We start from the raw sequence: 22,833 nt of genomic DNA, 5'->3' as shown, positions 1-22,833 counted from the left end.
CCAGCGGCGCGGGGGAATTCATGCACGCCAAGGTCATCCGGTACTTCGTCGAAGTGGTTCGCGCGGGCTCGATCCGCAAGGCGGCCGAGCAGTTGCACGTGGTGCCCACGGCCGTCAACCGCCAGATCCTCAACCTCGAGGAAGAACTGGGCGCGCCGCTGTTCGAGCGCATCCACAACACGCTCAAGCTCACGCCCGTGGGCGAGATCGTGCTGGCGCATGCGCGCGGCACGCTGCGCGAGTTCGACCTCGTGCGCCAGCGCATCGAGGACGTGCGCGGCCTGCGCCAGGGCGAGGTCACGCTGGCCACCACGGCCGGTCTGGCCGACGCCTTCCTGCCGGCCGTGGTGCAGCGCTTTCGCGCGGCGCATCCGGGCATCCAGCTGAAGCTGCTGGGCCTGCCCATCGCGGCCGTGCTGCGCAGCGTGGCCGAAGGCGATGCCGACCTGGCGCTGGCCTACGACGTGCCCGGCACGGCCGGCTTTCGCACGCTGTTCAGCAGCGAATGGCCGATCGGCGCGGTGGTGCCGCCGGGCCATCCGCTCACGGCGCATGCGACCACACTGCTGGTGGAGTGCGTGGGCTACCCGCTGATCCTGCCCGCGCCGTCGCTGTCGATCCGCCCGATCCTCGATGCCGCGTTCGAGCGCTCAGCCATCCGCGTGTCGCCGGTGGTCGAGACCACCTCGACCGCGCTGATGCGCCGGCTGGTGCGCGACGGCGGCGGCATCACGCTGCTGAACCGCCTGGACGTGGACGAGGAGCGCAACGACGGCAGCCTGGTCTTCGTGCCGCTGCGCGACCCCACGCTGCGCGCCCAGACGCTCACGCTCGAGACCCGCGCCGCGCAGGCGCCGAGCGCGGCGGCCGAACTGTTCGCGAACCATGTCGTGGCCTGCCTGGACGACCTGCTGGCGCCCTAATGCCGCTCTGAAGGCCCTTCGATGACCGTCCACTTTTTGTGCACAGGGCGCGTCATTTATTGACTTTGCATGTGCAAAGACATCGCTCCTAGACTGCCGCGCCGGTTCATCGGCAGGAAAGGTTCCCATGTTCTCGAACGATAAAAAGACCCCCGCAGGAGACGGCGAAGGGGTCGACCAGAAGCTTCCGCTCGCCCGTTGCGGCGCATTGAGCCTGCAGCACGTGCTCGTGATGTATGCGGGCACGGTGGCCGTGCCGCTCATCGTGGGCGGTGCGCTCGGCCTCTCGAAGGCCGACATCGCCTTCCTCATCAACGCCGACCTGTTCGCCGCCGGCATTGCCACGCTGGTGCAGGCCATCGGCTTCTGGCGCTTCGGCATCCGCATGCCGGTGATGATGGGCGTGACCTTCGCGGCCGTCGGGCCGATGATCGCCATCGGCATGGACCCCTCGCTCGGCCTGCCTGCGATCTACGGCGCGACCATCGTGGCGGGCGTGTTCGGCATGCTCGTCGCGCCGCTCATGGGGCGCGTGCTGGGCGTGTTTCCGCCGCTCGTCACGGGCACGGTCATCACGTTGATCGGCGTGTCGCTCATGGGCGTGGCCATCAACTGGGCCGCAGGCGGCCAGCCCACCGCGACCCGCATGATCGACGGCGTGGCGCACGCGGTGGCCAACCCGGCCTACGGCGAGCCGGTGAACCTGGCGATTGCCGCGGCGGTGCTGGCGGTGATCATCGCGATCACGCGCTTCGGCAAGGGTCTCATCGCCAACATCGCGGTGCTGCTGGGCATCGTGTTCGGCGTGGGCGTGTCGCTGGCGCTCGGGCGCATGCATTTCGACGGGCTCGAGGAAGCGAGCTGGATGGCCGTGACCACGCCCTTCCACTTCGGCCTGCCGCGCTTCGAGCTCACGGCCATCGCCTCGATGTGCATCGTGATGCTCATCACGCTGGTCGAATCGACTGGCATGTTCCTCGCGCTGGGCGAGATCACCGGCCGCAAGGTGACGACCGACGCGCTCACGCGCGGGCTGCGCGCCGACGGGCTGGGCACCGTCATCGGCGGTGTGTTCAACACCTTCCCCTACACCTCGTTCTCGCAGAACGTGGGGCTGGTCACGGTGACGGGCGTGCGCTCGCGCTACGTGGCGGCGGGCGGTGGCCTGATGCTGATCGCGCTGGCGCTGTTTCCGAAGATCGCGCACATCGTGGCCTCGGTGCCGCAGTTCGTGCTCGGCGGCGCGGGCATCGTGATGTTCGGCATGGTGGCGGCCACGGGCGTGCGCATCCTGGGTGCGATCGACTACGCGCAGAACCGCCACGCGCTGTATGTGATCGCCATTTCGATCGGGCTCGGATTGATCCCCACGCTGTCGCCGAACTTCTTCCAGCACTTCCCCGCCTGGACCCATCCGCTGACGCACAGCGGCATCGTGCTGGGCACGCTGGCCGCGGTGCTGCTCAATCTTTTCTACAACGGCGTGCTGTCGAAGGAACGGTCCTTCGCGATGGCGGCGCGCACTTCGCACGGCTCCGAATGACTTTTCAACATCCCTCTTCTTCCGCGCAACCGCAGCGCCCGCCGCTGCTGATCGTCCGGCACGCCGACGTGCTCGTCACCATGGACGCCGCCCGGCGCGAGATCGCCGACGGCGCCGTGGTGATGGACGGCCCCGCTGTCGCCTGGGTGGGCGCCACGACCGAGCTGCCGGCGCCCTACCTCGACGCGCTGCGCAGCGGCCAGGCCGAGGCCATCGACATGCACGGCCATGCCGTGATGCCCGGGCTGGTGAACACGCACCACCACATGTACCAGAGCCTCACGCGCGCCGTGCCCGAGGCGCAGGACGCGGAGCTCTTCGGCTGGCTCACGAACCTGTACCTGCTGTGGGCGCGGCTCACGCCCGAGATGATCCGCGTGTCGACGCAGACCGCCATGGCCGAGCTGATGCGCTCGGGCTGCACCACCACCAGCGACCACCTCTACCTGTTCCCGAACGGCTCGCGGCTCGACGACTCGATCGAGGCGGCCGACGCCATGGGCATGCGCTTCCACGCGGCGCGCGGCAGCATGAGCGTGGGCCGCAGCGCCGGCGGGCTGCCACCCGACGAGGTGGTGGAGACCGAGGCGGCGATCCTGCGCGACAGCGAGCGCCTCATCGACCGCTGGCACAACCCCGCGCGCCATTCGATGCGCCGCATCGTGCTGGCGCCCTGCTCGCCGTTCTCGGTGTCGCGCGACCTGATGCGACTGTCGGCCGAACTGGCGCGCGAACGCGGCGTGTCGCTGCACACGCACCTGGCCGAAAACGACAACGACGTCGCCTACTCGCGCGAGAAGTTCGGCATGACGCCGGCCGAGTACGCCGAAGACCTGGGCTGGGTCGGCCACGACGTGTGGCACGCGCACTGCGTGAAGCTGGACGACGCCGGCATCGCGCTCTTCGGGCGCACCGGCACCGGCGTGGCGCACTGCCCTTGCTCGAACATGCGGCTGGCCTCGGGCATCGCGCCCATCGGGGCGATGCGGCGCGCGGGCGTGCCGGTGGGCCTGGGCGTGGACGGCAGTGCGTCGAACGATGGCGCGCACATGCTGGGCGAGGCGCGCCAGGCGATGCTGCTGCAGCGCGTGGGCTACGGCCCCGCCGCCATGACCGCGCGCGAAGCGCTGGAGATCGCCACGGTCGGCGGCGCCCGCGTGCTGGGGCGCGACGACATCGGCGCGCTGGCACCGGGCATGTCGGCCGACCTCGTGGCCTTCGACATGCGCGGCGTGGACCACGCGGGCGCCTGGCACGACCCGGTCGCGGCGCTGGTGTTCTGCACGCCGGTGGCGGCCGCGCTGAGCGTGATCGACGGCGTGGTCCGCATCCGCGACGGGCGCTTCACGGGCTTCGAGCTGGCGCCGCTGCTGGCGACGCACCGCGACCTGGCGCGCACGCTGTACGACAGCGCGCGGCATCCGCACACCGCCTGAAAAAGCGGTGCGCCGTGCGCGTCAGCGGCGCATCGTGTCCAGCTGCGTGACCGGCGCGGCGTTGTTGCCCCACGACCCGCGGATGTAGGTGAGCACCTCGGCCACCTCGGTGGCGTCGAGCGCGTGCCCGAACGGCGGCATGCCGTAGGGGCGCGGGTTGCCGGCCGTCGCGGGCAGGAAGCCGCCGTGCGCGACCACCTGGATCAGGTTGGTGGGCCGCGCCATCGTCACCGCGCGGTTGCCGGCGAGCGGTGGGTAGGCGCCGGCCGCGCCCTGGCCCTGGTCGCCGTGGCAGTAGGCGCAGCGCTGGTCGTAGATCTTCGCGCCGCGCACCATCGCGCCGGCGTCGCGCCGCACCGGCGCGGCGGGGGCCTTCTGGGCTGCGGGCGCATCCTGCTTCACGGCCTCGGGCAGGTCCTTCAGGTAGATGGCCATGGCGCCCAGGTCAGCGTCGCTCAGGTACTGCGTACTGCGGAACACGACGTCGGCCATCGGGCCCATCACCGAGCCCCGCGGGGCGGTGCCGGTCTTGAGCAGCGCCACGACGTCGGCCGCGGGCCAGTCGGCCACGCCCGCTTCATGCGGGTCGGCCAGCGAGGGCGCGTACCAGTTCTCGACCGCGATCAGGCCGCCAGAGAGCCCCAGCTTGGTTTCGGTCGCGCCCAGCGAGTTGCGGCTGCCGTGGCAGGCGATGCAATGGCCCAGCCCGCCCACGAGGTAGGCGCCGCGGTTCCATTCGGCCGGCTTGTTCGCGTTCGCCACGAAGGGCTGCGGCTTGAACGAGAGCGCGCGCCACACCGCGAGCGCGGCCTGCGTGTCGTACGGGAAGCGCAGGCGGTGCGCCTTGTTTTCCGTGGTGGCGGGCGCCACGCTGCGCAGGTAGGCGTACAGGGCGTCGGAGTCTTCGCGCGTGACCTGCGTGAAGTTCGGGTACGGGAAGGCCGGGTACAGCAGGCGCCCGTCCTTGCTGCGGCCGTTGTGCATGGCGCGCCAGAAGTGCGCGCTGCTCCAGCCGCCGATGCCGTGCGTCGCATCGGGCGTGAGGTTGGTCGCGTAGATGGTGCCGAACGGCGTTTCGAGCGGCACGCCGCCCGCGTAGGGCTGGCCGCCGCGCGTGGTGTGGCAGCCGGCGCAGTTGCCCGCCAGCGCGAGGTAGCGCCCGCGCTCGACGAGTTGCGGCGTGGCGTCGAAGGCTTCGGCGCGCTCGGGCAGCGGGTCTTCGCCGCGCAGGTTCAGCGCCAGCACGACGCCGGCCAACACGGCCGCCAGGGTGACCAGGCCCAGCAGGGCCCAGCCGAAATGTCTCAGTCGCGCGGTCATCGGGTTCTCAGGGTTTCGCCGCGGTGGGCATGCCGCCGCAGGTCACGGGCAGCGGTGCGGGCAGCGAGGCCGCCGGGCGGGTGTCGGCCGGCATCGGCTGCACGGCCAGCCAGCTGGCCACGGCGTTGATGTCGGCGGTGGTCATGCGCTGGCCGATCTGCGCCATGCAGTCGGGCGCGGGCGCATGGCGCTCCTTGGTGAGCCAGGCGCCGAGCTGCGACGACACATACAGCCGCGGCAGGCCCAGCAGGCCCGGAATGGCCGGCTGCACGCCCGTGAGCGCGGCGCCGTGGCACTGCACGCAGGCCGGGATCTGGCGCGCCGCGTCGCCTTCGAGCGCCAGCTGGCGGCCGCGCCGCAGCTGCTCGGGCGAGGCGTCGCTCTGCGGCGAGACCGCCGCGTACGGCAACGACAGGTTCGCGAAGTAGTCGGCCATCTCGCGCAGGTAGTCGTCCGACAGGTGCTGGACCATGTAGGTCATGTCGCTGTTGAAACGGCGCCCGTCGCGAAAACTCACAAGCTGGTTGAACAGGTAGCCCGCCGGCTTGCCCGCCAGGCGCGGGAAGAAGCCGGCGTTGGTGGTGGCGCCCTCGCGCCCGTGGCAGGCGATGCAGGCGGCCACGCGCTGCTCGATGGTGTCGGGCACGGTGGTGGCGGCCTGCGCGGCGATGGGCGCAAGCGGCAACAGCAGCGCCAGGGCCAGCGCTGCCCGGTGGAGCAAGGCCTTCATCACGTGCCTGCCGCGAAATGCGCCAGGGCCAGCAGGCCCGCGATCAGCAGCAGGGCCATGCACAGCCCCACGCCGATCAGCGGCAGGATGCCCAGCTGGGCGGTCCGCTTGTCGGCGTCGGCCCGGCGGCCGCCCAGCCCGATGAAGCTCCAGAGTACGGCGCGCACCGCGCGCATCAGATTGAACATGGGTCCACTGTCGCGCAAACGGGTCAAAAAAAACAGATGCAGATCCAGCTCGATTCACCATATCAGATTAGAGTCCCCGCGAATGACAACGGCCCACCGATGAAGCGTTATGAAGCCCTGGCCTCGGACATCGAGGCCTCGATCCGCAACGGCACCCTCAAGACCGGCGACCGCCTGCCCTCCGTGCGCCACACGGGCAGCAGCCGCGGCGTGAGCGCCTCCACCGTGTTCCAAGCCTACTACCTGCTGGAGGCGCGCGGGCTGGTGCGCGCGCGCGACCGCTCGGGCTATTACGTGGCCGGCGGCGGCCTGCGCGACGCGCCGCCCGAGACCACCCTGACCTCGCGCCCCGCCGAAGGCCCGCGCGCGCTCGAGGTGAGCGACCAGGTGTTCGACATCCTCGAAGCCAGCATGTCGCGCCAGGTCGTGCCCTTCGGCTCGGCGTTTCCGAGCCCGCTGCTGTTTCCGCTGGCGCGGCTGGGCCAGTTCATGGCGGCCAGCGCCAAGTCGCTCGACCCGTGGCGCACCGTGGACGACCTCACGCCCGGCAGCGCGGCCCTGCGCCGGCAGATCGCGCTGCGCTACCTGGCCGACGGCCTGCCGGTGCCGGCCGAGGAGATCGTGGTCACCAACGGCGCGCTCGAGGCGCTCAACCTGTGCCTCTCGGCCGTGACGCGGCCGGGCGACGCGGTGATCGTCGAGTCGCCCACCTTCTATGCCGCGCTGCAGGCGCTCGAACGCATGGGCCTGCGCGCCATCGAGGTGCCGACGCACCCGGGCGAAGGCATCGACCTCGACGCGCTGGCGCAGGCCATCGCCGCGCACAAGCCGACCGCCTGCTGGCTCATGACCACTTTCCAGAACCCGCTGGGCAGCCTCATGCCCGACGCGAAGAAGAAGGCGCTGGTCGAACTGCTCGCGCGCCACGAACTGCCGCTGATCGAAGACGACGTGTACGCCGAGCTGTACTTCGGCGAGCGCCGCCCGCCGCCGGCCAAGGCCTTCGACACGCAGGGGCTGGTGCTGCACTGCTCGTCGTTCTCGAAAAGCCTCGCGCCCGGCTACCGCATCGGCTGGGCCTCGGCCGGGCGCTTCGCGCGCAAGGTGGCGCGCCAGAAGCTCACGACCACGCTCAGCACCTCGGTGCCCGCGCAGCTGGCGCTGGCCGACTACCTCGAGAAGGGCGGCTTCGACAAGCACCTGCGCAAGCTGCGCCAGACGCTGGCGATGCAGCAGGCCAGCTTCACGCAGGCCGTGGGCCATTACTTTCCGGCCGGCACGCGCGCCACGCGGCCGCTGGGCGGGTACTTCCTGTGGGTGGAATTGCCGCCGCAGGTGGACGCGCTGGAAATCCATCGCCAGGCGCTGGAGCGCGGCATCAGCGTCGCGCCCGGCCCGATCTTCTCGGCCACGCGTGCGTTCTCGAACTGCCTGCGGCTGAACTACGGCCACGCGTGGGACGCGCACAGCGAGCAGGCCCTGCAGACGCTGGGGCGGCTGGTGGCACAAGCGAGCTGAAACGACAACGCCCGCCGAAGGGGCGGGCGTTGTTCGGGCCTGTCGACCTACTCTTGCGGTTCCAGCGCGACTGCAGCCCGCGCCCCGTTCTTCCTGCGCGCCTGCAGCACGAACGCCACCAGCTGCCACACCACGAAGATCGCGATCAGCCCCAGCAGCGTGCCGCTGATGGGCCGCGAGACGAAGGTGCCGAAGCCGCCGCGGCTGAGCAGCATCGCGCGGCGGAAGTTCTCCTCGAGCATCGGCCCGAGGATGAAGCCCAGCATGAGCGGCGCGGCGTCGAGCTCCAGCCGCATGAACATGTAGCCCATGAAGCCGAACGCGGCGGTGATGAACACGTCCTGCAGGTTGTTGTTCACGCTGTAGGTGCCGATGCAGCAGAAGAACAGGATCGACGGGAACAGCACGCTGTACGGAATCTTGAACACCGAGAGCCAGTAGCGCACCAGCGGCACGTTCAGCACCAGCAGGAACACGTTGCCGATCCACATGCTGGCCACCAGGCCCCAGAACAGCTCGGGGTGGCTGGCGATCATGTTCGGGCCCGGCTGGATGCCCTTGATGATGAAGGCCGCCAGCATCAGCGCCATGACCGCGTTCTCGGGAATGCCGATGCTCATGAGCGGAATGAAGCTCGTGCGCGCCGCCGCCTCGTCGGCCGCCGCCTGGCCGGCCACGCCCTCGATGCAACCCGTGCCGATCTCGTGCTTGTACTTGCTGACCTTCTTGTCCAGCGCGTACGCCGCGAACTGCGCAATGGTCGGGCCGCCGCCGGGCAGGATGCCCAGGATGGAGCCGACCACGCTGCCGCGCAGCGCGCTGGGAATGATCCGCTTGAACTCCGCCCAGGTCGGAATGAGGTTGATCTTGCCGTTGAAGGGCGAGCGCTCCTCGCGCGAGTCGAGGTTCTTGGTGATCTCGGCGATGCCGAAGCAGCCCAGCGCAATGCTCACGATGCCCACGCCGTCGGTCAGGAACGGCATGTCCATCGTGAAGCGCGCCATGCCGCTGTTCACGTCGGTACCGATGGTGCCCAGCAGCACGCCGATCATGCACATCGCCAGCCCGTTCAGCAGGCTGCCCGTGGTCACGAAGCTCACGCACACGAAGCCCACCAGCATCATCGCGACGTAGTCCGCCGGGCCGAACAGGAACGCCACCTCGCCCAGCGTCGGCGCCAGGAACGACAGCACCAGGATCGCGACCGTGCCGCCGATGAAGCTGGAGAAACCCGCCGTGAACAACGCCAGGCCCGTCTGGCCCTTGAGCGTCATCGCGTAGCCGTCGATGCAGGCCACGATGCTGCTGGCGTGCGGGATCTTCATCGTGATCGCGCTCACGCTGTCGCCGTACTGCGCACCATAGTAGATGCCGGCCAGCATGATCAGCGCGCCGGTGGTGGGAATCGAATACGTCAGCGGCAGCAGCAGGCTGATGGTGGCCAGCGGCCCCAGGCCCGGCAGCAGGCCGACCAGCGTGCCCACCGTGCAGCCGATGGCGCAGTACATCAGGTTGTGCAGTGTCAGGGCGTGCGAGAAACCGAACGCCAGGTTGTTCAGGACTTCCGTCATGGTCGTGGCCTCAGAAAAGCGGCAGGTTCAGGCCGAGCAGCTTCTGCAGCGCCAGCGCCATGGCGATCAGGCCCGCCGAGATCTTCACGTTGCGCAGCCACGAGTTGGAGCTGCCCGCGAAGGCCGAACAGAACACCATGAAGACGATGCCCGCGATCATGTTCACGTACATCGAGATCAGCGCGAACCCGCACAGGCTCGACAGGATGAGTCCGATGTTCTTGAAGTTCAGGTCCAGCGTCACCGGCGCCACCACGAACGACCGGACCACCGTGGCCACGCCGATCAGCAGCAGCAGGCTGCTCACCATCACGGGGAACAGGCCCGGCCCCGCCCGGCTGAAGTCGCCGATGGGATAGCGCAGCGCGGTCAGGCCGAAGGCCAGCGCGATCGCCATGAGGAACAGACCTCTGACAAGGTTTCTATTTTTCATTCATACGCTCACGGAATGTTGTGATTCGAATGCGCCCGCGACCGATGCAACCGGTGCGGGCGTGTCTCCGTCCGGAGGGAGTCGCCGGACGGATCGATGCTCTTTTTGCAAGCTGATCGGAATCTGACGCAGCCGCGAGGGGAACTACGTACCGGGCGCGAAGGCGGCGAACGCGCCCGGGTCACAATGCGCGGGGTCTCCTTTCGAAGGATTGCGGAACACCGATGAAGACACCACGCCACGCTCCCCGACACGCGCTCCTGGCGGTCGCCACCACCGCCGCGCTGCTCGCCGCCTGCGCGGCACCGCCGCCGCCGGCGCCCGGCGAATGGTCGCCGCAGCCCCCCAACCCGAACGCGCCCTATCCGGCCGAATCGCGGATGAACGGGGAGCAAGGCATGGTGCTGCTGCGCGTGCGCACCACGCCGGCCGGCCTGCCCACGAGCGTCGAGGTGAAGGAATCGAGCGGCCATGCACGGCTGGACCGCTCGGCCGTCGAGACCGTCCGCACATGGCGCTTCAAGCCGACGCCGGACGATGGCACGGTGGTGTGGCGGGAGGTGCCGATCCGGTTCTTCATCACGTCGCCGCCGCAGCAGCCGACGATGAATTAGGAAGCGGGGCATGCCGAGACAGCGACGTCTCGCGGCCCAACGCCTATCGGCCAGGGCCAGTCATCAGCGGCACCGCATTGGTTTTACGATGACATTCAACGCTGATCTGACGCACTAAGCGAACAACTAGGACCGGGCATGCCCATCTCTCTGGCCATCGAAGAAAATTTCAATGAATTCGTCCGTAGATTTGGAGGAACAGTTGTCTCAGATGTCCTAGGACCATCGCCAAATCACCCGAATGCCGACTACTACTTCCCACAGAATTCTGTGGTGGCCGAGCTCAAATGCCTAGAAGACGACAAGAGCGAAGACGAGCTACTACAGGCCAAGATTCAAACACTGTTTGACAAGTGGATGGCAGATGGGACCATTCCGACGTACTACGGTGAATCTGTCCGAATCGAATCCAAGACGCTGCCCCCCATCTGTCAACACGCACTACTTGAGGTCTACAAAACACCGATTCAGCGCCGAGTACTCAAAGCGAATAAGCAGATCAAAGCAACCGCTGAGCGACTCGGGTTGCAAAACTATCAGGGGCTTCTTCTCGTAGCCAACGATGGAAACTATGCGCTGGAAGCAGATGCAGTGATTTATCTGATCTGGCGAATACTGGGGCAGAGTTTTCGGAACATCACGAATGTCGTGTACTTCACTGTGAACATGCCGGCGACTCACCCATCGACGTCGAAGCCATGCCTTGTCATGGCGAGAGCCCAGCGGAATCATCTTGAATGCATAGATCCCATCTTCATGCAGAACCTAACTTCAGGATGGATCAAGTATTTCGAAGAACTAGTAGGTGAGCCCGTTGAAGAAAGGCGCATTGATGGTCTGGGGGATCTTGCTCTTCTGCGCTATCAACCGCGAGCCTAGGCCCGCCAAGAACATCAAGCAGCCACCGCCACCCCACCCCGCCGCATCCGGCGCACCCTGAACAGCAGGAACGCCGCGATGCTCACGTTGACCAGGTTCCATCCGATGCCGTTCAGGAAGGCCGCGTGGTAGCTGCCCGTCAGGTCGAACACCTTGCCCGACATCCAGCCACCCAGCGCCATGCCGAACAGCGTGAACATCAGCACCGTGCCCACGCGCGCGCCGGCTTCCTTGGGCGGGAAGTGCTCGCGCACGATGATCGCGTACGAGGGCACGATGCCGCCCTGGAACAGGCCGAACAGCGCCGAGATCACGTACAGCGGCACCAGCCCGTCGAAGGGCAGGAACAGCAGCAGCGCCACGCACTGCAGCACGCCGCCCAGCATCAGCGTGCGCAGCCCGCCGATGCGGTCGCAGATGGCGCCCGACACCAGCCGGCTCACGATGCCGAAGCCCAGCATCAGCGACAGCATCATCGCGCCCTGCGCCGGGCCGTAGCCCAGGTCGCCGCAGTAGGCCACGATGTGCACCTGTGGCATCGCCATGGCCACACAGCAGGCCACGCCCGCCACGCACAGCAGGCCCTGCGCCGTGCCCATGCTCAGGCCGAAGGGCCGCGTCATGTCGCGCACCAGCGTGCTGCCCGCCACCTGCGACACCGGCGCCACCTCGGCCAGTGCCGGCGGCCGTGCGCGGAAGAACAGCGCCAGCAGCGCCATCGTCAGGCCGCAGAAGATGCCCATGCCGATGTAGGTCTGGCGCCAGCCCACCTGCTCGACGAAGTGCTGCGCGATGGGCGGCCACACGGCGCCCGCGAGGTAGTTGCCGCTGGCGCACACGGCCACCGCGATGCCGCGCCGCTTGACGAACCACAGCGAGGTGTCGGCCACCAGCGGCGCAAAGGCCACCGAGCTGCCGAGCAGGCCGACCAGCAGCGCCTGCGCGATGGTGAAGGACACGATGCCTTGCGACAGGCCCGTGGCGATGTAGCCGGCGGCCAGGAAGACCGAGCCCATCAGCAACGGCTTCATCACGCCGATGCGGTCGGCCAGCTTGCCCATGAGCACGCCGCCGAAACCGAAGCCCAGCATCAGCAGCGTGTAGGGCATGGAGGCATCGGCGCGCGCCACGCCGAACTCGGCCTGCACGGCGGGCAGCATGACCGACACCACGTACATGCCGCTGCTGCCGACCGTCATGACCAGCAGCGTGAGCGCCAGGCGCACCATGGCGTAGCGCGAGTCGGGCTGGTGGACGATAGCTGTCTCTGGGGTCGTCTTCATTCTTCTTGTCTCCGCGCGTGCATCGGGTGGCGCACGTCGTGTGGCATTCTCGCGGAAGGCCGCGCCGCCTGCTGCGCGCGCCCTCGAGCACCCGACGCATGCCCATCACCTACAGACAAGCCATTCCCGAAGACACGCCCGCGTGCCTCGACCTGCGCGGCCGCACGCGAGAGAACGCCTTCTCCATCGACGAGCTCGAGGCGCTCGGCATCACCCTGGAGAGCTGGCAGGCCGGCATCGCCGACGGCTCCCTGCCCGGCTACGTCGCGCTCGTCGACGGCGAGCTGGCGGGCTATTGCTTCGGCGAGCGGGACACCGGCGAGATCGCCGTGCTGGCCCTGCTGCCGGCGTACGAAGGCCGGGGCATCGGCAAGGCGCTGCTCGAGCGGATGGTCGAGGCGTTCGTGCGGCTCGGCTTCCAGCGGCTCTTCCTGGGCTGTTCGCCCGACCCGCAGGTGCGCTCGCACGGGTTCTACCGGCACCTGGGCTGGAAGCCCACGGGCGAATTCGATGCAGCGGGCGATGAAGTGCTGGCGTACGTCCCGTCCTGAGACGTTCGCCGCGGCCGGTGCGCTGAACGCTCCGGCAGCCTCAACCCACGAACGGCGCAGGTGCCATCACCACCACGACGCTCGACGACAAGAAGGCCTTCGGCATCGGAATGCCGGGCTTGCGCTTGCCGTCGCAGGCCGCGGTCAGCAGGCCGAGACAGAGCAGAAGAACAAAGGCTGTGCTTCGCATGCGGCGCATGCTAAGCCCGCGAAGTGACGCGTCAAGTCGGACGGCAGCGCCAGCCACCGTCGGTAAAGCGAGCTTTCTGCTTCAGCGCAAAAGGACTTCCGGCCGCTCGCCGGCCTGCAGGCGGCGCTCGATGTCTTCGAGCACGTTCGGCAGGTCGGCCACGCTGTCGATCACATAGTGCGCGCCGGCGGCCCGCAGCTCGGCGGTGGCGCGGGCGCGGCGCGCCTGCTGGCTGTCGGCGTCGAGCGCCTGCCACTCGGCCAGCGTCAGGCCGTTGACGTTGCCGCTGACCGACACGCCGACCGCCCAGGTGCCGGCGTTGAGGCCTTCCTGCAGGCCCACGCCGGTGTCGTCGACCTTGACGACGGCGTGCGGCGGCCACACGCCGAGGTCGGCGAAGCAGCGGTACATCATGAGCGGCGACGGGCGCCCCGCCGCGAGGTCGCCCGCGCACACGAGGTTGTCGGGCGCATAGCCGCCGGCCGCGGCGATGGGCGTGACGACGTCCATGATCGGGCGGTTGTAGCCGGTGGTGGAGCCGATCTTCAGGCCGCGTTCGCGCGCCGCGTGGACGGCCTCGATCGCGCCCGGAATGAAGTCGGTGTGGTCGCGCACGCTGGCCGCGTTCATCGGCGTGAACACCTCGTACAGGCGGTCGACGTCGGCGTCGCTAAAGGCATGGCCGTGCTTCGCCTCCCACTGCGCGGCGATGCGCGGCTGCGTGCCCAGGGCCTTGATGTGGTCCCACTTGGCCATGCCCATCGGGGCGCGCGCCTCGTCGATGGTGATGTCGATGCCGGACTGTGCGAACAGCTTCACGAAGGCGCCCATGGGCGCGCAGGAACCGAAGTCGAGGATGGTGCCGGCCCAGTCGAAGACGACGGCTTGCAGCCTGATATGAGGGTGGGCGTTCATGGCGAGGGAAGAAGAAAGATGAAGAAGAAGGCGGCGACGCTCACCACGCGTCGAACACATCGGCGGCAATGCCGAAGCCCGTGCTCGCGCCGCTGCCGCTGGTGACCAACACCACGCGCGTGGCGTCGTCGGGCGCGTCGATCACGCAGGGCGTGGTTTTCGACGACGGGTACACGCCGGTCCAGCGTTCGGTGACCTGCGCGGTCTCGAGGTCGAGCGTGCTGCGCAGGTGGCGCAGGATGAGCTGGTCGACCGCCTCGATGGCGAAGGGTTCGGGCGCGTCGCCGTAGTGGTGCGAGTCGCCGACCACCAGCGAGCCGTCGGCGCTCTGCACCACGATGAGGTGGATGCCGTGGTCGAGCGAGGCGCGCTCTTCCTGCATCAGCCGCTCGCGCAGCGCCGCCGCTTCGGGCAAGCTGCTGTAGCCCTCGTAGCGCACCAGGCTCAGGTCGGTCATGACCGCGCCTGGCAGGCGAAAACCCGCCTCGGGCTGCACGCGCAGCATCTGCAGGCGGCACAGCGTGAGGTCGTGCGTGGCGATGCGGCCGGCGAACAGGCCGTGCAATTCGGTGTTGGTGCAGACCACCACGCGCTCGCCGCGCAGGGTGCCGCGTGAAGTGCGCACGCGCGGGGTTTCCACCTCGTGCACGGTCTCGCCGAAGCGGAACACGACGCCGTGCACCTCGGCCAGCCAGCGCGCGAGCAGGCCGACGGCGGTGCGCGATTCGACGCGCAACTCGTGCGGGCTGAACAGCACCGAGCGCGCCTGCGCAAGGTTGAGGCCGGGCGCGCGCGCCTGCGCGTCGGCGGCGTCGATGAGCGCGCAGGCCTCGGCCATCGGCGTGCGCAGGAAGGCTTCGAGCACGGCATGCGCTTCGGGCCGGTACGCCGCGAGCCAGAGGTGGCGGTGCACGATGTCGATGCCGGCCTGCGGCGCAACGGCCTGCCACACGTCGCGCGAATGCATGGCGCGGCGCCACATGTCGCCCGGCGCCTGGCCGGTGACGGTGATGAAGCCGAAGTTGCGGATCGATGCGCCCAGGCACGCGGCATCGCGTTCGACCACGCACACGCGCAGGCCGCGCTGCGCGGCGGTGTAGGCATGGGCCAGGCCGACGATGCCGGCGCCGACCACGATCACATCGAAACTCTCGACGGACATGCTGGGGTTCATCAACGTTGTCTCCAGGCTTGCGTGCGCTTCAGCGCCCAGTGCCCGGCCAGCGCGAACAGGCCGCGGCCGACGGCGGCCGTGAGCATGATGAGCGAGGCCATGGCGGCGGCGGGCGCCACGTCGCCGGCGTCGTCCATGTTGAGCACGGCGATGGCGGCCAGCGTGGTCTGCGGCGAATAGAGGAACACGACGGCCGACACGGTGGTCATCGCATTGACGAAGAAGTAGCCGGCCACGTTGAGCACCGTGGGCAGCGCCACCGGCAGGTGCACGCGCCACAGCGTGCGCCAGAACGGCACGCCCATCGATTCGGACACCAGCTCGTACTCGCGGTCGAGCTGGCGCAGCGCGGTGAGCGAGGTGAGGTGCGCCACCGAGAAGAAGTGCGCCACGGTGCAGATCACGAGGATCGCCATGCCGCCGTACAGGCCGTGCAGCGGGTTCGCGGCCGAGTTGAAAGAGAAGATGTAGCCCACGCCGAGCACGAGCCCCGGCACGGCGAGCGGCAGGTTGGCCAGCAGGTTCAGCAGCTCGCGCAGCAGGCCGAAGTGGCGCGGCTTCTCCACGAAGTAGGCCGACACGAAGGTGGCGAGCGCGCCCGCCACGGCCGCGCACAGCGCCAGGCGCAGCGAGTTGCCGTAGCTGCCCCAGCCGCCGCCGTCCATGTTGCTGAAGTCGTAGTTCTTCAGCGAGGGCGTGAGCTTGTAGGGCCAGTAGCTGGCGAGCGAGGCGAACACGGCCATGCCGATCATCACGACGATGGCGATGGCGGTGAGCGTGCAGAACACGAGCAGTGCGCGGTCGCGCGATTTCACGGGCTCGGGCTGGTAGGGCGTGGCGCGCGCCGACAGCGCGGCGGCCTGCTTGCGACGCACGCGCCGCTCGACGAGGAACGACAGCACGGCCGGAATCAGCAGCACGAGGCCGACCACCGCGCCCATCTGGAAGTTCTGCTGGCCGACCACCTGCTTGTAGATGTCGGTCGCGAGCACGCCGGTCTGGCCGCCCACGACCTTGGGCACGCCGAAGTCGGTGATGACCAGCACGAACACGACCATCGCGGCCACGATGAGGCCGTAGCGCGACGAGGGCAGCGTGACGGTGCGGAAGATGCGCCAGCGCGAGGCGCCCAGGGTCTGCGCGGCTTCGTACAAACGCCCGTCGGACGTGGCCATGGCGGTGGTGAGGATCAGCAGCGCATGCGGCAGCGTCCAGAACACCGAGCCGAGCACGATGCCCAGCGGCCCGTAGATCGACAGGTCGCCCAGCAGCCCCTTGAACAGGCCCTGGTTGCCGAACAGGTAGATCAGGCTGATGGCCGGCAGCAGCGAGGGCGCCAGCAGCGGCATGAGCGCCACGGCGCGCAGCAGGCCCTTGGCGGGCATGCACGAGAGCGTGAGGCCGTAGGCGTACACGTAGGCGATGGCGGTGCACAGCACGGCGCTGATCACCGCGAGCAGCACGCTGTTGAAGGCCGACCGCACGAGCGCGGGGCTCTCGAGGTAGCGCGCGAAGTTGGTCAGGCCGACGAAGCTGCCTGCGCGGTCGTAGAAGCTCTGGCCGACCAGCGCGCCGACGGGGAGCGCGACGATCACGACGAGCAGCAGCACGACGAGCAGCACGGCGGCGCCGGTGAGCCAGCGTTCGCGGTCGAAGTGATTCGAACGCGGGATCGCGATCGGGGCGAGGGCTTCGGAAGGGGTGCTCATGTTGTTGTTCTTTTGGTGTCGTTGTTCAGGGCGTGTGCACAGGCCACCGGGTACTTCCCTCCGCGAATGTCCCCCGGGCTTCGCCCTCCTCCTTGATTTCGCTGCGGGAAGCACCCAGTGCCCTGCGCACGATGGGCGCGGTCGTTGTGCTGTTCGATCAACAGCCGCACTGCCCAACGCTCACGCCGATGGGGTGCCTTGCGCAGCGAAATCAAGGAGGAGCCCGAAGGGCGGGGGACATTCGCGGAGCAAGGCACCCCGTCGGCGGGAGCGCGCCCCGAAGGACTGCGCACCACGCGACAAGGACCCCGCACACGCGACGTCATTTCATTGCGCCAGAACCGACAGCGCGTTCAACGGCAGCTGGATGTGCACCATGCTGCTCGGCACCAGCGGCTCTTCCCCGCCGCTGCGCGCATCGGCGGGCAGTTCGGCCTCGATCTCGATGCCCAGCGGCTCGCAGGCCAGGCGGGCCGAGGTGCGGTTGCCGAAGAACTCGGTGTCGAGCAGGCGCGCGGCGAAGCTGTTGGTGCCGAGTTCGGAGCCGAAGCGCTTCACCACCACATGCTCGGGCCGGATGCCCACGGTGGCCTGCGAACCCACGCTGAGGCTGCCGGGCGCGCAGAACAGTTCGCTGTCGCGCACGCGCACCTTGCCGTCGGCCAGCACGGTGGCGGGCAGCATGTTCATGCGGCCCACGAAACCCGCCACGAAGCGGGTGCGCGGCTTGCGGTACAGCTCGTCGGGCGTGCCGGCCTGCTCGATGCGGCCGTTGTGCATCAGCACCACGCGGTCGGCCATCGACAGCGCTTCTTCCTGGTCGTGCGTGACCATGATGGTGACGATGCCCAGGCGCTTTTGCAGCGCGCGGATTTCGCTGCGCAGCGTGGCGCGCACCTGCGCGTCGAGCGCGGACAGCGGCTCGTCGAGCAGCAGCAGGCGCGGGTTGGGTGCCAGGGCGCGCGCCAGCGCGATGCGCTGCTGCTGGCCGCCCGAGAGCTGCACGGGGTACTTGTCGGCATGCGCGGTGAGGCCGACGAGGTCGAGCATTTCGCGCGAGCGCTTGGCCATCTCGCGCGCCAAGGCGCCCGTGGGGTGCAGGCCGTAGGCGATGTTCTGCGCCGCCGTGAGGTTGGGGAACAGCGCGTACGACTGGAACACCACGCCGAAGCCGCGCGCCGCCGGCGGCAGGCCCGCGATGTCCTGGCCGCCGAGCAAAATTTGCCCGCTGTCGGCGCGCTCGATGCCGCACACGATGCGCAGCAGCGTGGTCTTGCCGCAGCCCGAAGGACCGAGCAGGCAGACGAACTCGCCGGGCTCGATGTCCAGGTCGATGCCGTCGAGCACGCGCGTGGCGCCAAAGGACTTGCCGATGCCGCGAAGAGAAAGAAAGCTGGTCATGTGCGGCTGCCCGGAACCCCGATCACATCGGCTTCTTTTCGGCTTTGGCGTCGTAGCGCTTCGACCATTCCGTCAGGATGCGGTCGCGGTTGGCGGCAGCCCAGTTGAAGTCGTTCTTGGCCAGCAGCTTCTCGACGTCGCCCGGCACGAACTCGAGCTTTTCCTGGATGCCCGGCAGTGCGAGCACGGCGAAGTTCTTCGCGTACAGCTCGTTGGCCTGCTTCGTCACGGCCCAGTCGGCCAGGGCCTTGGCGGCGTCCTGCTTCTTGCTGGTCTTGATGATGCCGGTGGCTTCCATGTCCCAGCCCAGGCCTTCCTTGGGCAGCACGATGTCGATGGGGGCGCCGTCGCGCTTGGTCTTGTTGGCGCGGTATTCGAACGACATGCCCAGCGCGAACTCGCCGGCGCCGGCCTGGCGGCAGGGCTTGCTGCCCGACAGGCTGTACACGCCGATGTTCTGGTGCAGCGCGTCCATGTACTTCCAGGCCTTGTCCTCGCCCATCATCTGGATCCAGCCCGACACCATGAGGTAGCCGGTGCCCGATGCCGCGGGGTTGGGCATGGTGATCTGGCCCTTGTAGACCGGGTTGGTCAGGTCGGCCCAGCTGGTGGGCTTGGGCAGGTTCTTCTTCGTGGCTTCGGCGGTGTTGAAGCAGATGGCCGACGACCACACGTCCATGCCGACCCACTTGGGCGGGTTGGCGGTGTCGCGCATGGTGGGCTTGATGGCGTCCAGGCCCTTGGGGGCGTAGGGCTGGAGCATGCCTTCCTTGTCCAGCAGCATCAGCGAGGTGGCGGCCAGGCCCCACACCACGTCGGCCTGCGGGTTGGCCTTTTCGGCCAGCAGCTTGGCGGTGACGATGCCGGTGGAGTCGCGCACGAACTTCAGCTCGATGGCCGGGTTCTCCTTTTCGAAGGCGGCCTTGTAGGCCTGCACCTGGTCGGCTTCGAGCGCGGTGTAGACCAGCAGCTCGGTGCGGCCTTGGGCCGAGGCGGCGAAAGCCAGCGAGAACAAGGCGGCGGGCACGGCGGCCCACATCAGACGACGATGCAGCATGGGAGATTCCCTCGAGGTAAGAACAGGCGGTGTACGCAAAAAGAAAACACGGCCGGGGCCGTGAACGCAGCGATGCTCGCAGCGCTATGTGACAAAGGTTTGTCACACGGCCGTACCCGCGCCGCGGCGTTTGCACTTTCGTCACACGGCTGTCATCGAGCGACGCGAGCCTGTACAGGCTGTCGCACACCGTTCTTTTGCAATCCCATGACACTCGACCTCGCCGAGATCGCTCGCCTGTTCGCCGAACGCGGCGGCCTGGCGTACGCGGGCGAGCCGGTGTCGCAGCTCGAACACGCGTTGCAATGCGCCTGGCTGGCCGAACAGGCGGGCGCCGGCGACACGCTCGTGACGGCCGCATTGCTGCACGACCTGGGGCACCTGCTGATCGCCGAGCACCAGACGCTGTCGCGCTCGCCCACCGAACTGGGCATTGACGATCGCCACCAGTACATCGCGCTGCCGCTGCTGCGCGGCGCCTTCGACGTGGCGGTGCGCGAGCCGATCCGCCTGCATGTGGACGCCAAGCGCTACCTGTGCGCGACGCGGCCGGACTACGTGTCGATGCTCTCGCCCGATTCGGTGCGCAGCCTGGCGCTGCAGGGCGGCGTGATGGACGACGAGGCGGCGCAGCGCTTTGCGGGCCTGCCGTGGTCGGGAGACGCGGTGCGGCTGCGGCTGTGGGACGAAGCGGCCAAGGCCGAGGGGCTGCGCACGCCGCCGCTCGCGCATTTCCTGGCGACGGCGGCGCGCGTGATGCTGCGCTGAGGGCCGGCGGGACGAAGGGACGGCGGGCCGACTTTCAGCCCCGTTTAAGAAACATTTGTCTACGATGGTTTCCTCACGAGGTCCGGCGCCCCTGCGCCTGCGAGGAAATCCGCATGTCATCTGTTCCATCCCCCACCATCGCGGCGCGTGCCGGCGCGTTCGTCCAGGTCCTGCGCCGCGTGCTTCGGCTCGCGGCGCCCTACTTCAGCTCGGACGAAGAAAAATGGCGGGCGCGCCTCATGTTCACGGGCATCGTGGCGCTGAACCTGGCGTACGTGTATGCGCTGGTGCTCTTCAACCAGTGGTACGGGCGCTTCTATGACGGGCTGCAGAACAAGGACGCGGTGGTGTTCTGGCGCGAGATCCGCGTGTTCGCCGTGCTGGCCTTCTTCAACATCGCGATCCAGGTGGCGAAGTTCTACCTGACGCAGCTGCTGCAGCTGCGCTGGCGCTCGTGGATGACCCGCCACTACCTCGGCCGCTGGATGGCCGACCGCGCCTTCTATCACCTGGAACTGGCGCGCTACGCGCACGCCGACGGCGCCACGCCCGACAACCCCGACCAGCGCATCCAGGAGGACATGCAGATGTTCACCAACGCGACCATGACGCTGTCGATGGAGATCCTGAACGCGGTGGTCACGCTGCTGAGCTTCATCGGCATCCTGTGGGGCCTGTCGGGCACCTTCGACCTGTCGCTGGGCGGCAGCACCTACCAGGTCGCGGGCTCGATGGTGTGGCTGGCGCTGGTCTATTGCGTGGTCGGCACGGTCATCACGCACTTCATCGGCCGGCCGCTGATCGGCCTGAACTTCCGCCAGCAGCGCTTCGAGGCCGACTTCCGCCACCACCTGGTGCGCGTGCGCGAGTACAGCGAAGCGATCGCGCTCGACCGCGGCGAGACGGTGGAGCGCGGCCAGCTCGACACGCGCTTCGGCGCCGTGCTGCGCAACTACCTGCAACTGATCAAGAAGCAGAAGAACCTGGTCACCTTCACCGCGATGTTCGGGCAGGCGTCGGTGATCTTTCCGTTCATCGTGTCGGCACCGCGTTTCTTCAGCGGCGCCATCCAGCTGGGTGCGCTGATCCAGATCTCGACCGCTTTTGAAAAGGTGCAGGATTCGCTGAGCTGGTTCGTGACCAACTACGACCGCGTGGCCGTCTGGCGCGCCACCACCGACCGCCTGATCAGCTTCGACGACGCGATGCGCGCCCACGCCACGCGCGAAGACGGCCTGCAGCGCGAAGAAGGCGCCGCCGCGCTGGGCACCAGCGACCTCACGCTCGCGCTGCCCAATGGCACGCAGCTGCTGGCCGGCGCCGCGCTGGCGGTGCGCCCCGGCGACAGCGTGCTGCTGCAAGGCCCCTCGGGCAGCGGCAAGTCGACGCTGTTCCGCGCCTTCGCGGGCATCTGGCCGTTTGCGCGCGGCAAGGTGCAGGCCCCGGCCGACGCGGTCTTCATGCCGCAGCGCCCCTACCTGCCTGACGGCAAGCTGCGCGAGGCGCTGACCTACCCGCACCCGGCCGCCGGCTTCAGCGACGACCAGCTGCGCCAGGCCCTGGCCGATGCGCTGCTGCCCGACCTGTTGAACCGACTCGACGACAGCGACGCCTGGAGCCAGAAGCTCTCGGGCGGCGAGCAGCAGCGGCTGGCCATCGCGCGGGTGCTGCTGAAGAAGCCAGCGTGGCTCTTCGCCGACGAAGTGACCAGCGCGCTCGATGCACCGGCCGAAGCCGTGCTCTACCAACGGCTGGCCGACACGGTGCGCGCGGGTGGCGGTGCGATGGTGTCGATCGCGCACCGCCCCGCCGTGGGCGACTTCCATGGCCAGCGGTGGACGCTGGTGCCGCAGGACGAAAGTGCAGCCGGCGGCGCGCGCTACCGGCTCGATACCTCTACAGCTGCTCAGGCCGCAGCGACGTAACGCTCCCAGCCCTTCTTGCGCAGATCGCAGGCCGGGCACTCGCCGCAACCGTAGCCCCAGGCCTGGCGGTGTTCGCGGTCGCCGAGGTAGCAGGTGTGGGTTTCTTCCACGATCAGGTCGACCAGCGGCTGGCCGCCCAGCCGGTGGGCCAGCGCCCAGGTCTCGGCCTTGTCGATCCACATGAGCGGCGTCTCGATCACGAGGCGGCGCTCCAGCCCGAGCGACAGCGCCAGCTGCATGGCCTTCATGGTGTCGTCGCGGCAGTCGGGGTAGCCCGAGAAGTCGGTTTCGCAGACACCGGTCACGATCACCTGCAGCCCGCGCCGGTAGGCCAGCGCGCCCGCGAGCGTGAGGAACAGCAGGTTGCGCCCCGGCACGAAGGTGTTGGGCAGGCCGTCGGCCTGCATGGCGAAGGCGACTTCCTCGGTGAGCGACGAGCCGCCGAGCTGGGCCAGCGCGGCCAGCGTGAGCACGTGGTCTTCCCCCAGGCGCGGCGCCCATTCGGGAAAGCGCTCGCGCATCTTGGCGAGCACGGTGCCGCGCACGTCGAGTTCGACGCGGTGGCGCTGGCCGTAGTCGAAGCCCAGGGTTTCGACCCGCTGGTACTTGGACAGGGCCTCGGCCAGGCAGGTGGCCGAGTCCTGGCCGCCGGAGAAGAGAACGAGGGCGGTGGTGTGCAGGGGCATGGGGGCCTCCGGAAAAATA

General features: G+C 68.6%; 22 protein-coding genes. 9 read left to right on the top strand and 13 right to left on the bottom strand.

The features are described from left to right. The first annotated feature begins 20 nt into the window (after positions 1–20). From AC1RGU_RS22535 to AC1RGU_RS22525, 3 genes are all read left to right on the top strand, one after another. Positions 21–923, top strand: coding sequence for a LysR substrate-binding domain-containing protein (locus tag AC1RGU_RS22535; RefSeq protein WP_492697929.1), 903 nt, complete (start codon positions 21–23; stop codon positions 921–923). Positions 924–1,050: 127 nt separating this feature from the next. Next, positions 1,051–2,466, top strand: coding sequence for a nucleobase:cation symporter-2 family protein (locus tag AC1RGU_RS22530; RefSeq protein WP_101491079.1), 1,416 nt, complete (start codon positions 1,051–1,053; stop codon positions 2,464–2,466). Further along, complete coding sequence (locus AC1RGU_RS22525; protein WP_492697931.1) at positions 2,463–3,902, top strand: 8-oxoguanine deaminase; 1,440 nt, start codon at positions 2,463–2,465, stop codon at positions 3,900–3,902. Before AC1RGU_RS22530 ends, AC1RGU_RS22525 begins: the two co-directional genes overlap by 4 nt. 21 nt (positions 3,903–3,923) lie before the next feature. On the opposite strand, the gene AC1RGU_RS22520 is transcribed toward AC1RGU_RS22525, so the two are convergent. From AC1RGU_RS22520 to AC1RGU_RS22510, 3 genes are read right to left on the bottom strand one after another with little or no spacing between them, the layout of a single operon-like run. Next, positions 3,924–5,222, bottom strand: coding sequence for a c-type cytochrome (locus AC1RGU_RS22520; protein ID WP_492697933.1), 1,299 nt, complete (start codon positions 5,220–5,222; stop codon positions 3,924–3,926). 7 nt (positions 5,223–5,229) lie between these two features. Beyond that, positions 5,230–5,952, bottom strand: coding sequence for a c-type cytochrome (locus tag AC1RGU_RS22515; RefSeq protein WP_492697935.1), 723 nt, complete (start codon positions 5,950–5,952; stop codon positions 5,230–5,232). Next, the gene (locus AC1RGU_RS22510) at positions 5,952–6,140 is read right to left on the bottom strand and encodes a DUF2970 domain-containing protein (RefSeq protein WP_056573062.1); all 189 of its coding nucleotides are present in this window, start codon (positions 6,138–6,140) and stop codon (positions 5,952–5,954) included. The genes AC1RGU_RS22515 and AC1RGU_RS22510 overlap by 1 nt, the downstream gene beginning before the upstream one ends. A gap of 99 nt (positions 6,141–6,239) precedes the next feature. Here AC1RGU_RS22510 and AC1RGU_RS22505 point away from each other — a divergent pair, with 99 nt between their 5' ends. After that, the gene (locus tag AC1RGU_RS22505; protein WP_492697937.1) at positions 6,240–7,658 is read left to right on the top strand and encodes an aminotransferase-like domain-containing protein; all 1,419 of its coding nucleotides are present in this window, start codon (positions 6,240–6,242) and stop codon (positions 7,656–7,658) included. Between the two features lie 47 nt (positions 7,659–7,705). Here AC1RGU_RS22505 and AC1RGU_RS22500 read toward each other — a convergent pair whose 3' ends face one another. After that, positions 7,706–9,229 carry a tripartite tricarboxylate transporter permease gene (locus AC1RGU_RS22500; RefSeq protein WP_492697939.1) on the bottom strand — a complete coding sequence of 508 codons (1,524 nt, stop codon included), beginning with the start codon at positions 9,227–9,229 and terminating at the stop codon, positions 7,706–7,708. Between the two features lie 10 nt (positions 9,230–9,239). Further along, positions 9,240–9,662: a tripartite tricarboxylate transporter TctB family protein gene (locus tag AC1RGU_RS22495; protein WP_354345540.1), complete on the bottom strand. Its 423-nt coding sequence runs from the start codon at positions 9,660–9,662 to the stop codon at positions 9,240–9,242. 224 nt (positions 9,663–9,886) lie between these two features. On the opposite strand from AC1RGU_RS22495, the gene AC1RGU_RS22490 reads away from it, so the two are divergent. Further along, positions 9,887–10,276, top strand: coding sequence for an energy transducer TonB (locus AC1RGU_RS22490; RefSeq protein ID WP_492697941.1), 390 nt, complete (start codon positions 9,887–9,889; stop codon positions 10,274–10,276). 138 nt (positions 10,277–10,414) lie between these two features. After that, positions 10,415–11,155: a hypothetical protein gene (locus AC1RGU_RS22485; protein WP_492697943.1), complete on the top strand. Its 741-nt coding sequence runs from the start codon at positions 10,415–10,417 to the stop codon at positions 11,153–11,155. A 14-nt stretch (positions 11,156–11,169) separates the two neighbouring features. On the opposite strand, the gene AC1RGU_RS22480 is transcribed toward AC1RGU_RS22485, so the two are convergent. Beyond that, positions 11,170–12,438, bottom strand: a complete 1,269-nt coding sequence (locus tag AC1RGU_RS22480) for an MFS transporter (protein ID WP_492697945.1) — start codon at positions 12,436–12,438, stop codon at positions 11,170–11,172. A gap of 98 nt (positions 12,439–12,536) precedes the next feature. Here AC1RGU_RS22480 and AC1RGU_RS22475 point away from each other — a divergent pair, with 98 nt between their 5' ends. Beyond that, a complete protein-coding gene (locus AC1RGU_RS22475) occupies positions 12,537–12,989 on the top strand; it encodes a GNAT family N-acetyltransferase (protein WP_492697947.1) in 453 nt (150 codons plus the stop codon). Between the two features lie 40 nt (positions 12,990–13,029). Here AC1RGU_RS22475 and AC1RGU_RS22470 read toward each other — a convergent pair whose 3' ends face one another. The 6 genes from AC1RGU_RS22470 to AC1RGU_RS22445 all read right to left on the bottom strand — a co-directional run bounded on the left by AC1RGU_RS22470 (position 13,030) and on the right by AC1RGU_RS22445 (position 19,435). Beyond that, complete coding sequence (locus AC1RGU_RS22470; protein WP_167394971.1) at positions 13,030–13,179, bottom strand: hypothetical protein; 150 nt, start codon at positions 13,177–13,179, stop codon at positions 13,030–13,032. An 81-nt stretch (positions 13,180–13,260) separates the two neighbouring features. Then, positions 13,261–14,094, bottom strand: a complete 834-nt coding sequence (phnX, locus tag AC1RGU_RS22465) for a phosphonoacetaldehyde hydrolase (protein WP_492697949.1) — start codon at positions 14,092–14,094, stop codon at positions 13,261–13,263. 40 nt (positions 14,095–14,134) lie between these two features. After that, positions 14,135–15,268 (bottom strand): TIGR03364 family FAD-dependent oxidoreductase, encoded by a 1,134-nt coding sequence (locus tag AC1RGU_RS22460; RefSeq protein WP_492697951.1) that lies wholly within the window; start codon positions 15,266–15,268, stop codon positions 14,135–14,137. Next, positions 15,268–16,977, bottom strand: a complete 1,710-nt coding sequence (locus tag AC1RGU_RS22455; RefSeq protein ID WP_492697953.1) for a putative 2-aminoethylphosphonate ABC transporter permease subunit — start codon at positions 16,975–16,977, stop codon at positions 15,268–15,270. Before AC1RGU_RS22455 ends, AC1RGU_RS22460 begins: the two co-directional genes overlap by 1 nt. Positions 16,978–17,304: 327 nt before the next feature. Then, positions 17,305–18,378 (bottom strand): ABC transporter ATP-binding protein, encoded by a 1,074-nt coding sequence (locus AC1RGU_RS22450; RefSeq protein WP_070060031.1) that lies wholly within the window; start codon positions 18,376–18,378, stop codon positions 17,305–17,307. A 22-nt stretch (positions 18,379–18,400) separates the two neighbouring features. Next, positions 18,401–19,435: a putative 2-aminoethylphosphonate ABC transporter substrate-binding protein gene (locus AC1RGU_RS22445; RefSeq protein ID WP_062481319.1), complete on the bottom strand. Its 1,035-nt coding sequence runs from the start codon at positions 19,433–19,435 to the stop codon at positions 18,401–18,403. Positions 19,436–19,642: 207 nt separating this feature from the next. Between AC1RGU_RS22445 and AC1RGU_RS22440 the strand changes: the two genes are divergently transcribed. Both AC1RGU_RS22440 and AC1RGU_RS22435 read left to right on the top strand, forming a co-directional pair. Then, positions 19,643–20,203 (top strand): phosphonate degradation HD-domain oxygenase, encoded by a 561-nt coding sequence (locus AC1RGU_RS22440; protein WP_492697955.1) that lies wholly within the window; start codon positions 19,643–19,645, stop codon positions 20,201–20,203. Between the two features lie 113 nt (positions 20,204–20,316). Continuing rightward, positions 20,317–22,128 carry an ABC transporter ATP-binding protein/permease gene (locus tag AC1RGU_RS22435; protein WP_492697957.1) on the top strand — a complete coding sequence of 604 codons (1,812 nt, stop codon included), beginning with the start codon at positions 20,317–20,319 and terminating at the stop codon, positions 22,126–22,128. On the opposite strand, the gene queC is transcribed toward AC1RGU_RS22435, so the two are convergent. After that, positions 22,110–22,814 (bottom strand): 7-cyano-7-deazaguanine synthase QueC, encoded by a 705-nt coding sequence (gene queC / locus AC1RGU_RS22430; protein ID WP_095743689.1) that lies wholly within the window; start codon positions 22,812–22,814, stop codon positions 22,110–22,112. The two genes, AC1RGU_RS22435 and queC, sit on opposite strands and share 19 nt — an antisense overlap. Positions 22,815–22,833: the final 19 nt, after the last annotated feature.

The organism is Variovorax sp. GW823-FHT02B07, from assembly GCF_058797695.1.
This window is presented reverse-complemented; position numbering and strand designations above follow the sequence as displayed.

What these genes read in the sequence shown, in the direction of transcription:
- AC1RGU_RS22535 (WP_492697929.1), top strand. Translation starts at nt 21, where the DNA reads ATGCACGCCAAGGTCATCCGGTACTTCGTCGAAGTGGTTCGCGCGGGC.
- AC1RGU_RS22525 (WP_492697931.1), top strand. Translation starts at nt 2,463, where the DNA reads ATGACTTTTCAACATCCCTCTTCTTCCGCGCAACCGCAGCGCCCGCCG.
- AC1RGU_RS22470 (WP_167394971.1), bottom strand. Translation starts at nt 13,179, where the DNA reads ATGCGAAGCACAGCCTTTGTTCTTCTGCTCTGTCTCGGCCTGCTGACC.
- AC1RGU_RS22440 (WP_492697955.1), top strand. Translation starts at nt 19,643, where the DNA reads ATGACACTCGACCTCGCCGAGATCGCTCGCCTGTTCGCCGAACGCGGC.
- AC1RGU_RS22435 (WP_492697957.1), top strand. Translation starts at nt 20,317, where the DNA reads ATGTCATCTGTTCCATCCCCCACCATCGCGGCGCGTGCCGGCGCGTTC.
- AC1RGU_RS22455 (WP_492697953.1), bottom strand. Translation starts at nt 16,977, where the DNA reads ATGAGCACCCCTTCCGAAGCCCTCGCCCCGATCGCGATCCCGCGTTCG.
- AC1RGU_RS22530 (WP_101491079.1), top strand. Translation starts at nt 1,051, where the DNA reads ATGTTCTCGAACGATAAAAAGACCCCCGCAGGAGACGGCGAAGGGGTC.
- AC1RGU_RS22510 (WP_056573062.1), bottom strand. Translation starts at nt 6,140, where the DNA reads ATGTTCAATCTGATGCGCGCGGTGCGCGCCGTACTCTGGAGCTTCATC.
- AC1RGU_RS22515 (WP_492697935.1), bottom strand. Translation starts at nt 5,952, where the DNA reads ATGAAGGCCTTGCTCCACCGGGCAGCGCTGGCCCTGGCGCTGCTGTTG.
- AC1RGU_RS22450 (WP_070060031.1), bottom strand. Translation starts at nt 18,378, where the DNA reads ATGACCAGCTTTCTTTCTCTTCGCGGCATCGGCAAGTCCTTTGGCGCC.
- AC1RGU_RS22445 (WP_062481319.1), bottom strand. Translation starts at nt 19,435, where the DNA reads ATGCTGCATCGTCGTCTGATGTGGGCCGCCGTGCCCGCCGCCTTGTTC.
- AC1RGU_RS22500 (WP_492697939.1), bottom strand. Translation starts at nt 9,229, where the DNA reads ATGACGGAAGTCCTGAACAACCTGGCGTTCGGTTTCTCGCACGCCCTG.
- queC (WP_095743689.1), bottom strand. Translation starts at nt 22,814, where the DNA reads ATGCCCCTGCACACCACCGCCCTCGTTCTCTTCTCCGGCGGCCAGGAC.
- AC1RGU_RS22490 (WP_492697941.1), top strand. Translation starts at nt 9,887, where the DNA reads ATGAAGACACCACGCCACGCTCCCCGACACGCGCTCCTGGCGGTCGCC.
- AC1RGU_RS22485 (WP_492697943.1), top strand. Translation starts at nt 10,415, where the DNA reads ATGCCCATCTCTCTGGCCATCGAAGAAAATTTCAATGAATTCGTCCGT.
- AC1RGU_RS22505 (WP_492697937.1), top strand. Translation starts at nt 6,240, where the DNA reads ATGAAGCGTTATGAAGCCCTGGCCTCGGACATCGAGGCCTCGATCCGC.
- AC1RGU_RS22520 (WP_492697933.1), bottom strand. Translation starts at nt 5,222, where the DNA reads ATGACCGCGCGACTGAGACATTTCGGCTGGGCCCTGCTGGGCCTGGTC.
- phnX (WP_492697949.1), bottom strand. Translation starts at nt 14,094, where the DNA reads ATGAACGCCCACCCTCATATCAGGCTGCAAGCCGTCGTCTTCGACTGG.
- AC1RGU_RS22480 (WP_492697945.1), bottom strand. Translation starts at nt 12,438, where the DNA reads ATGAAGACGACCCCAGAGACAGCTATCGTCCACCAGCCCGACTCGCGC.
- AC1RGU_RS22460 (WP_492697951.1), bottom strand. Translation starts at nt 15,268, where the DNA reads ATGAACCCCAGCATGTCCGTCGAGAGTTTCGATGTGATCGTGGTCGGC.
- AC1RGU_RS22495 (WP_354345540.1), bottom strand. Translation starts at nt 9,662, where the DNA reads ATGAAAAATAGAAACCTTGTCAGAGGTCTGTTCCTCATGGCGATCGCG.
- AC1RGU_RS22475 (WP_492697947.1), top strand. Translation starts at nt 12,537, where the DNA reads ATGCCCATCACCTACAGACAAGCCATTCCCGAAGACACGCCCGCGTGC.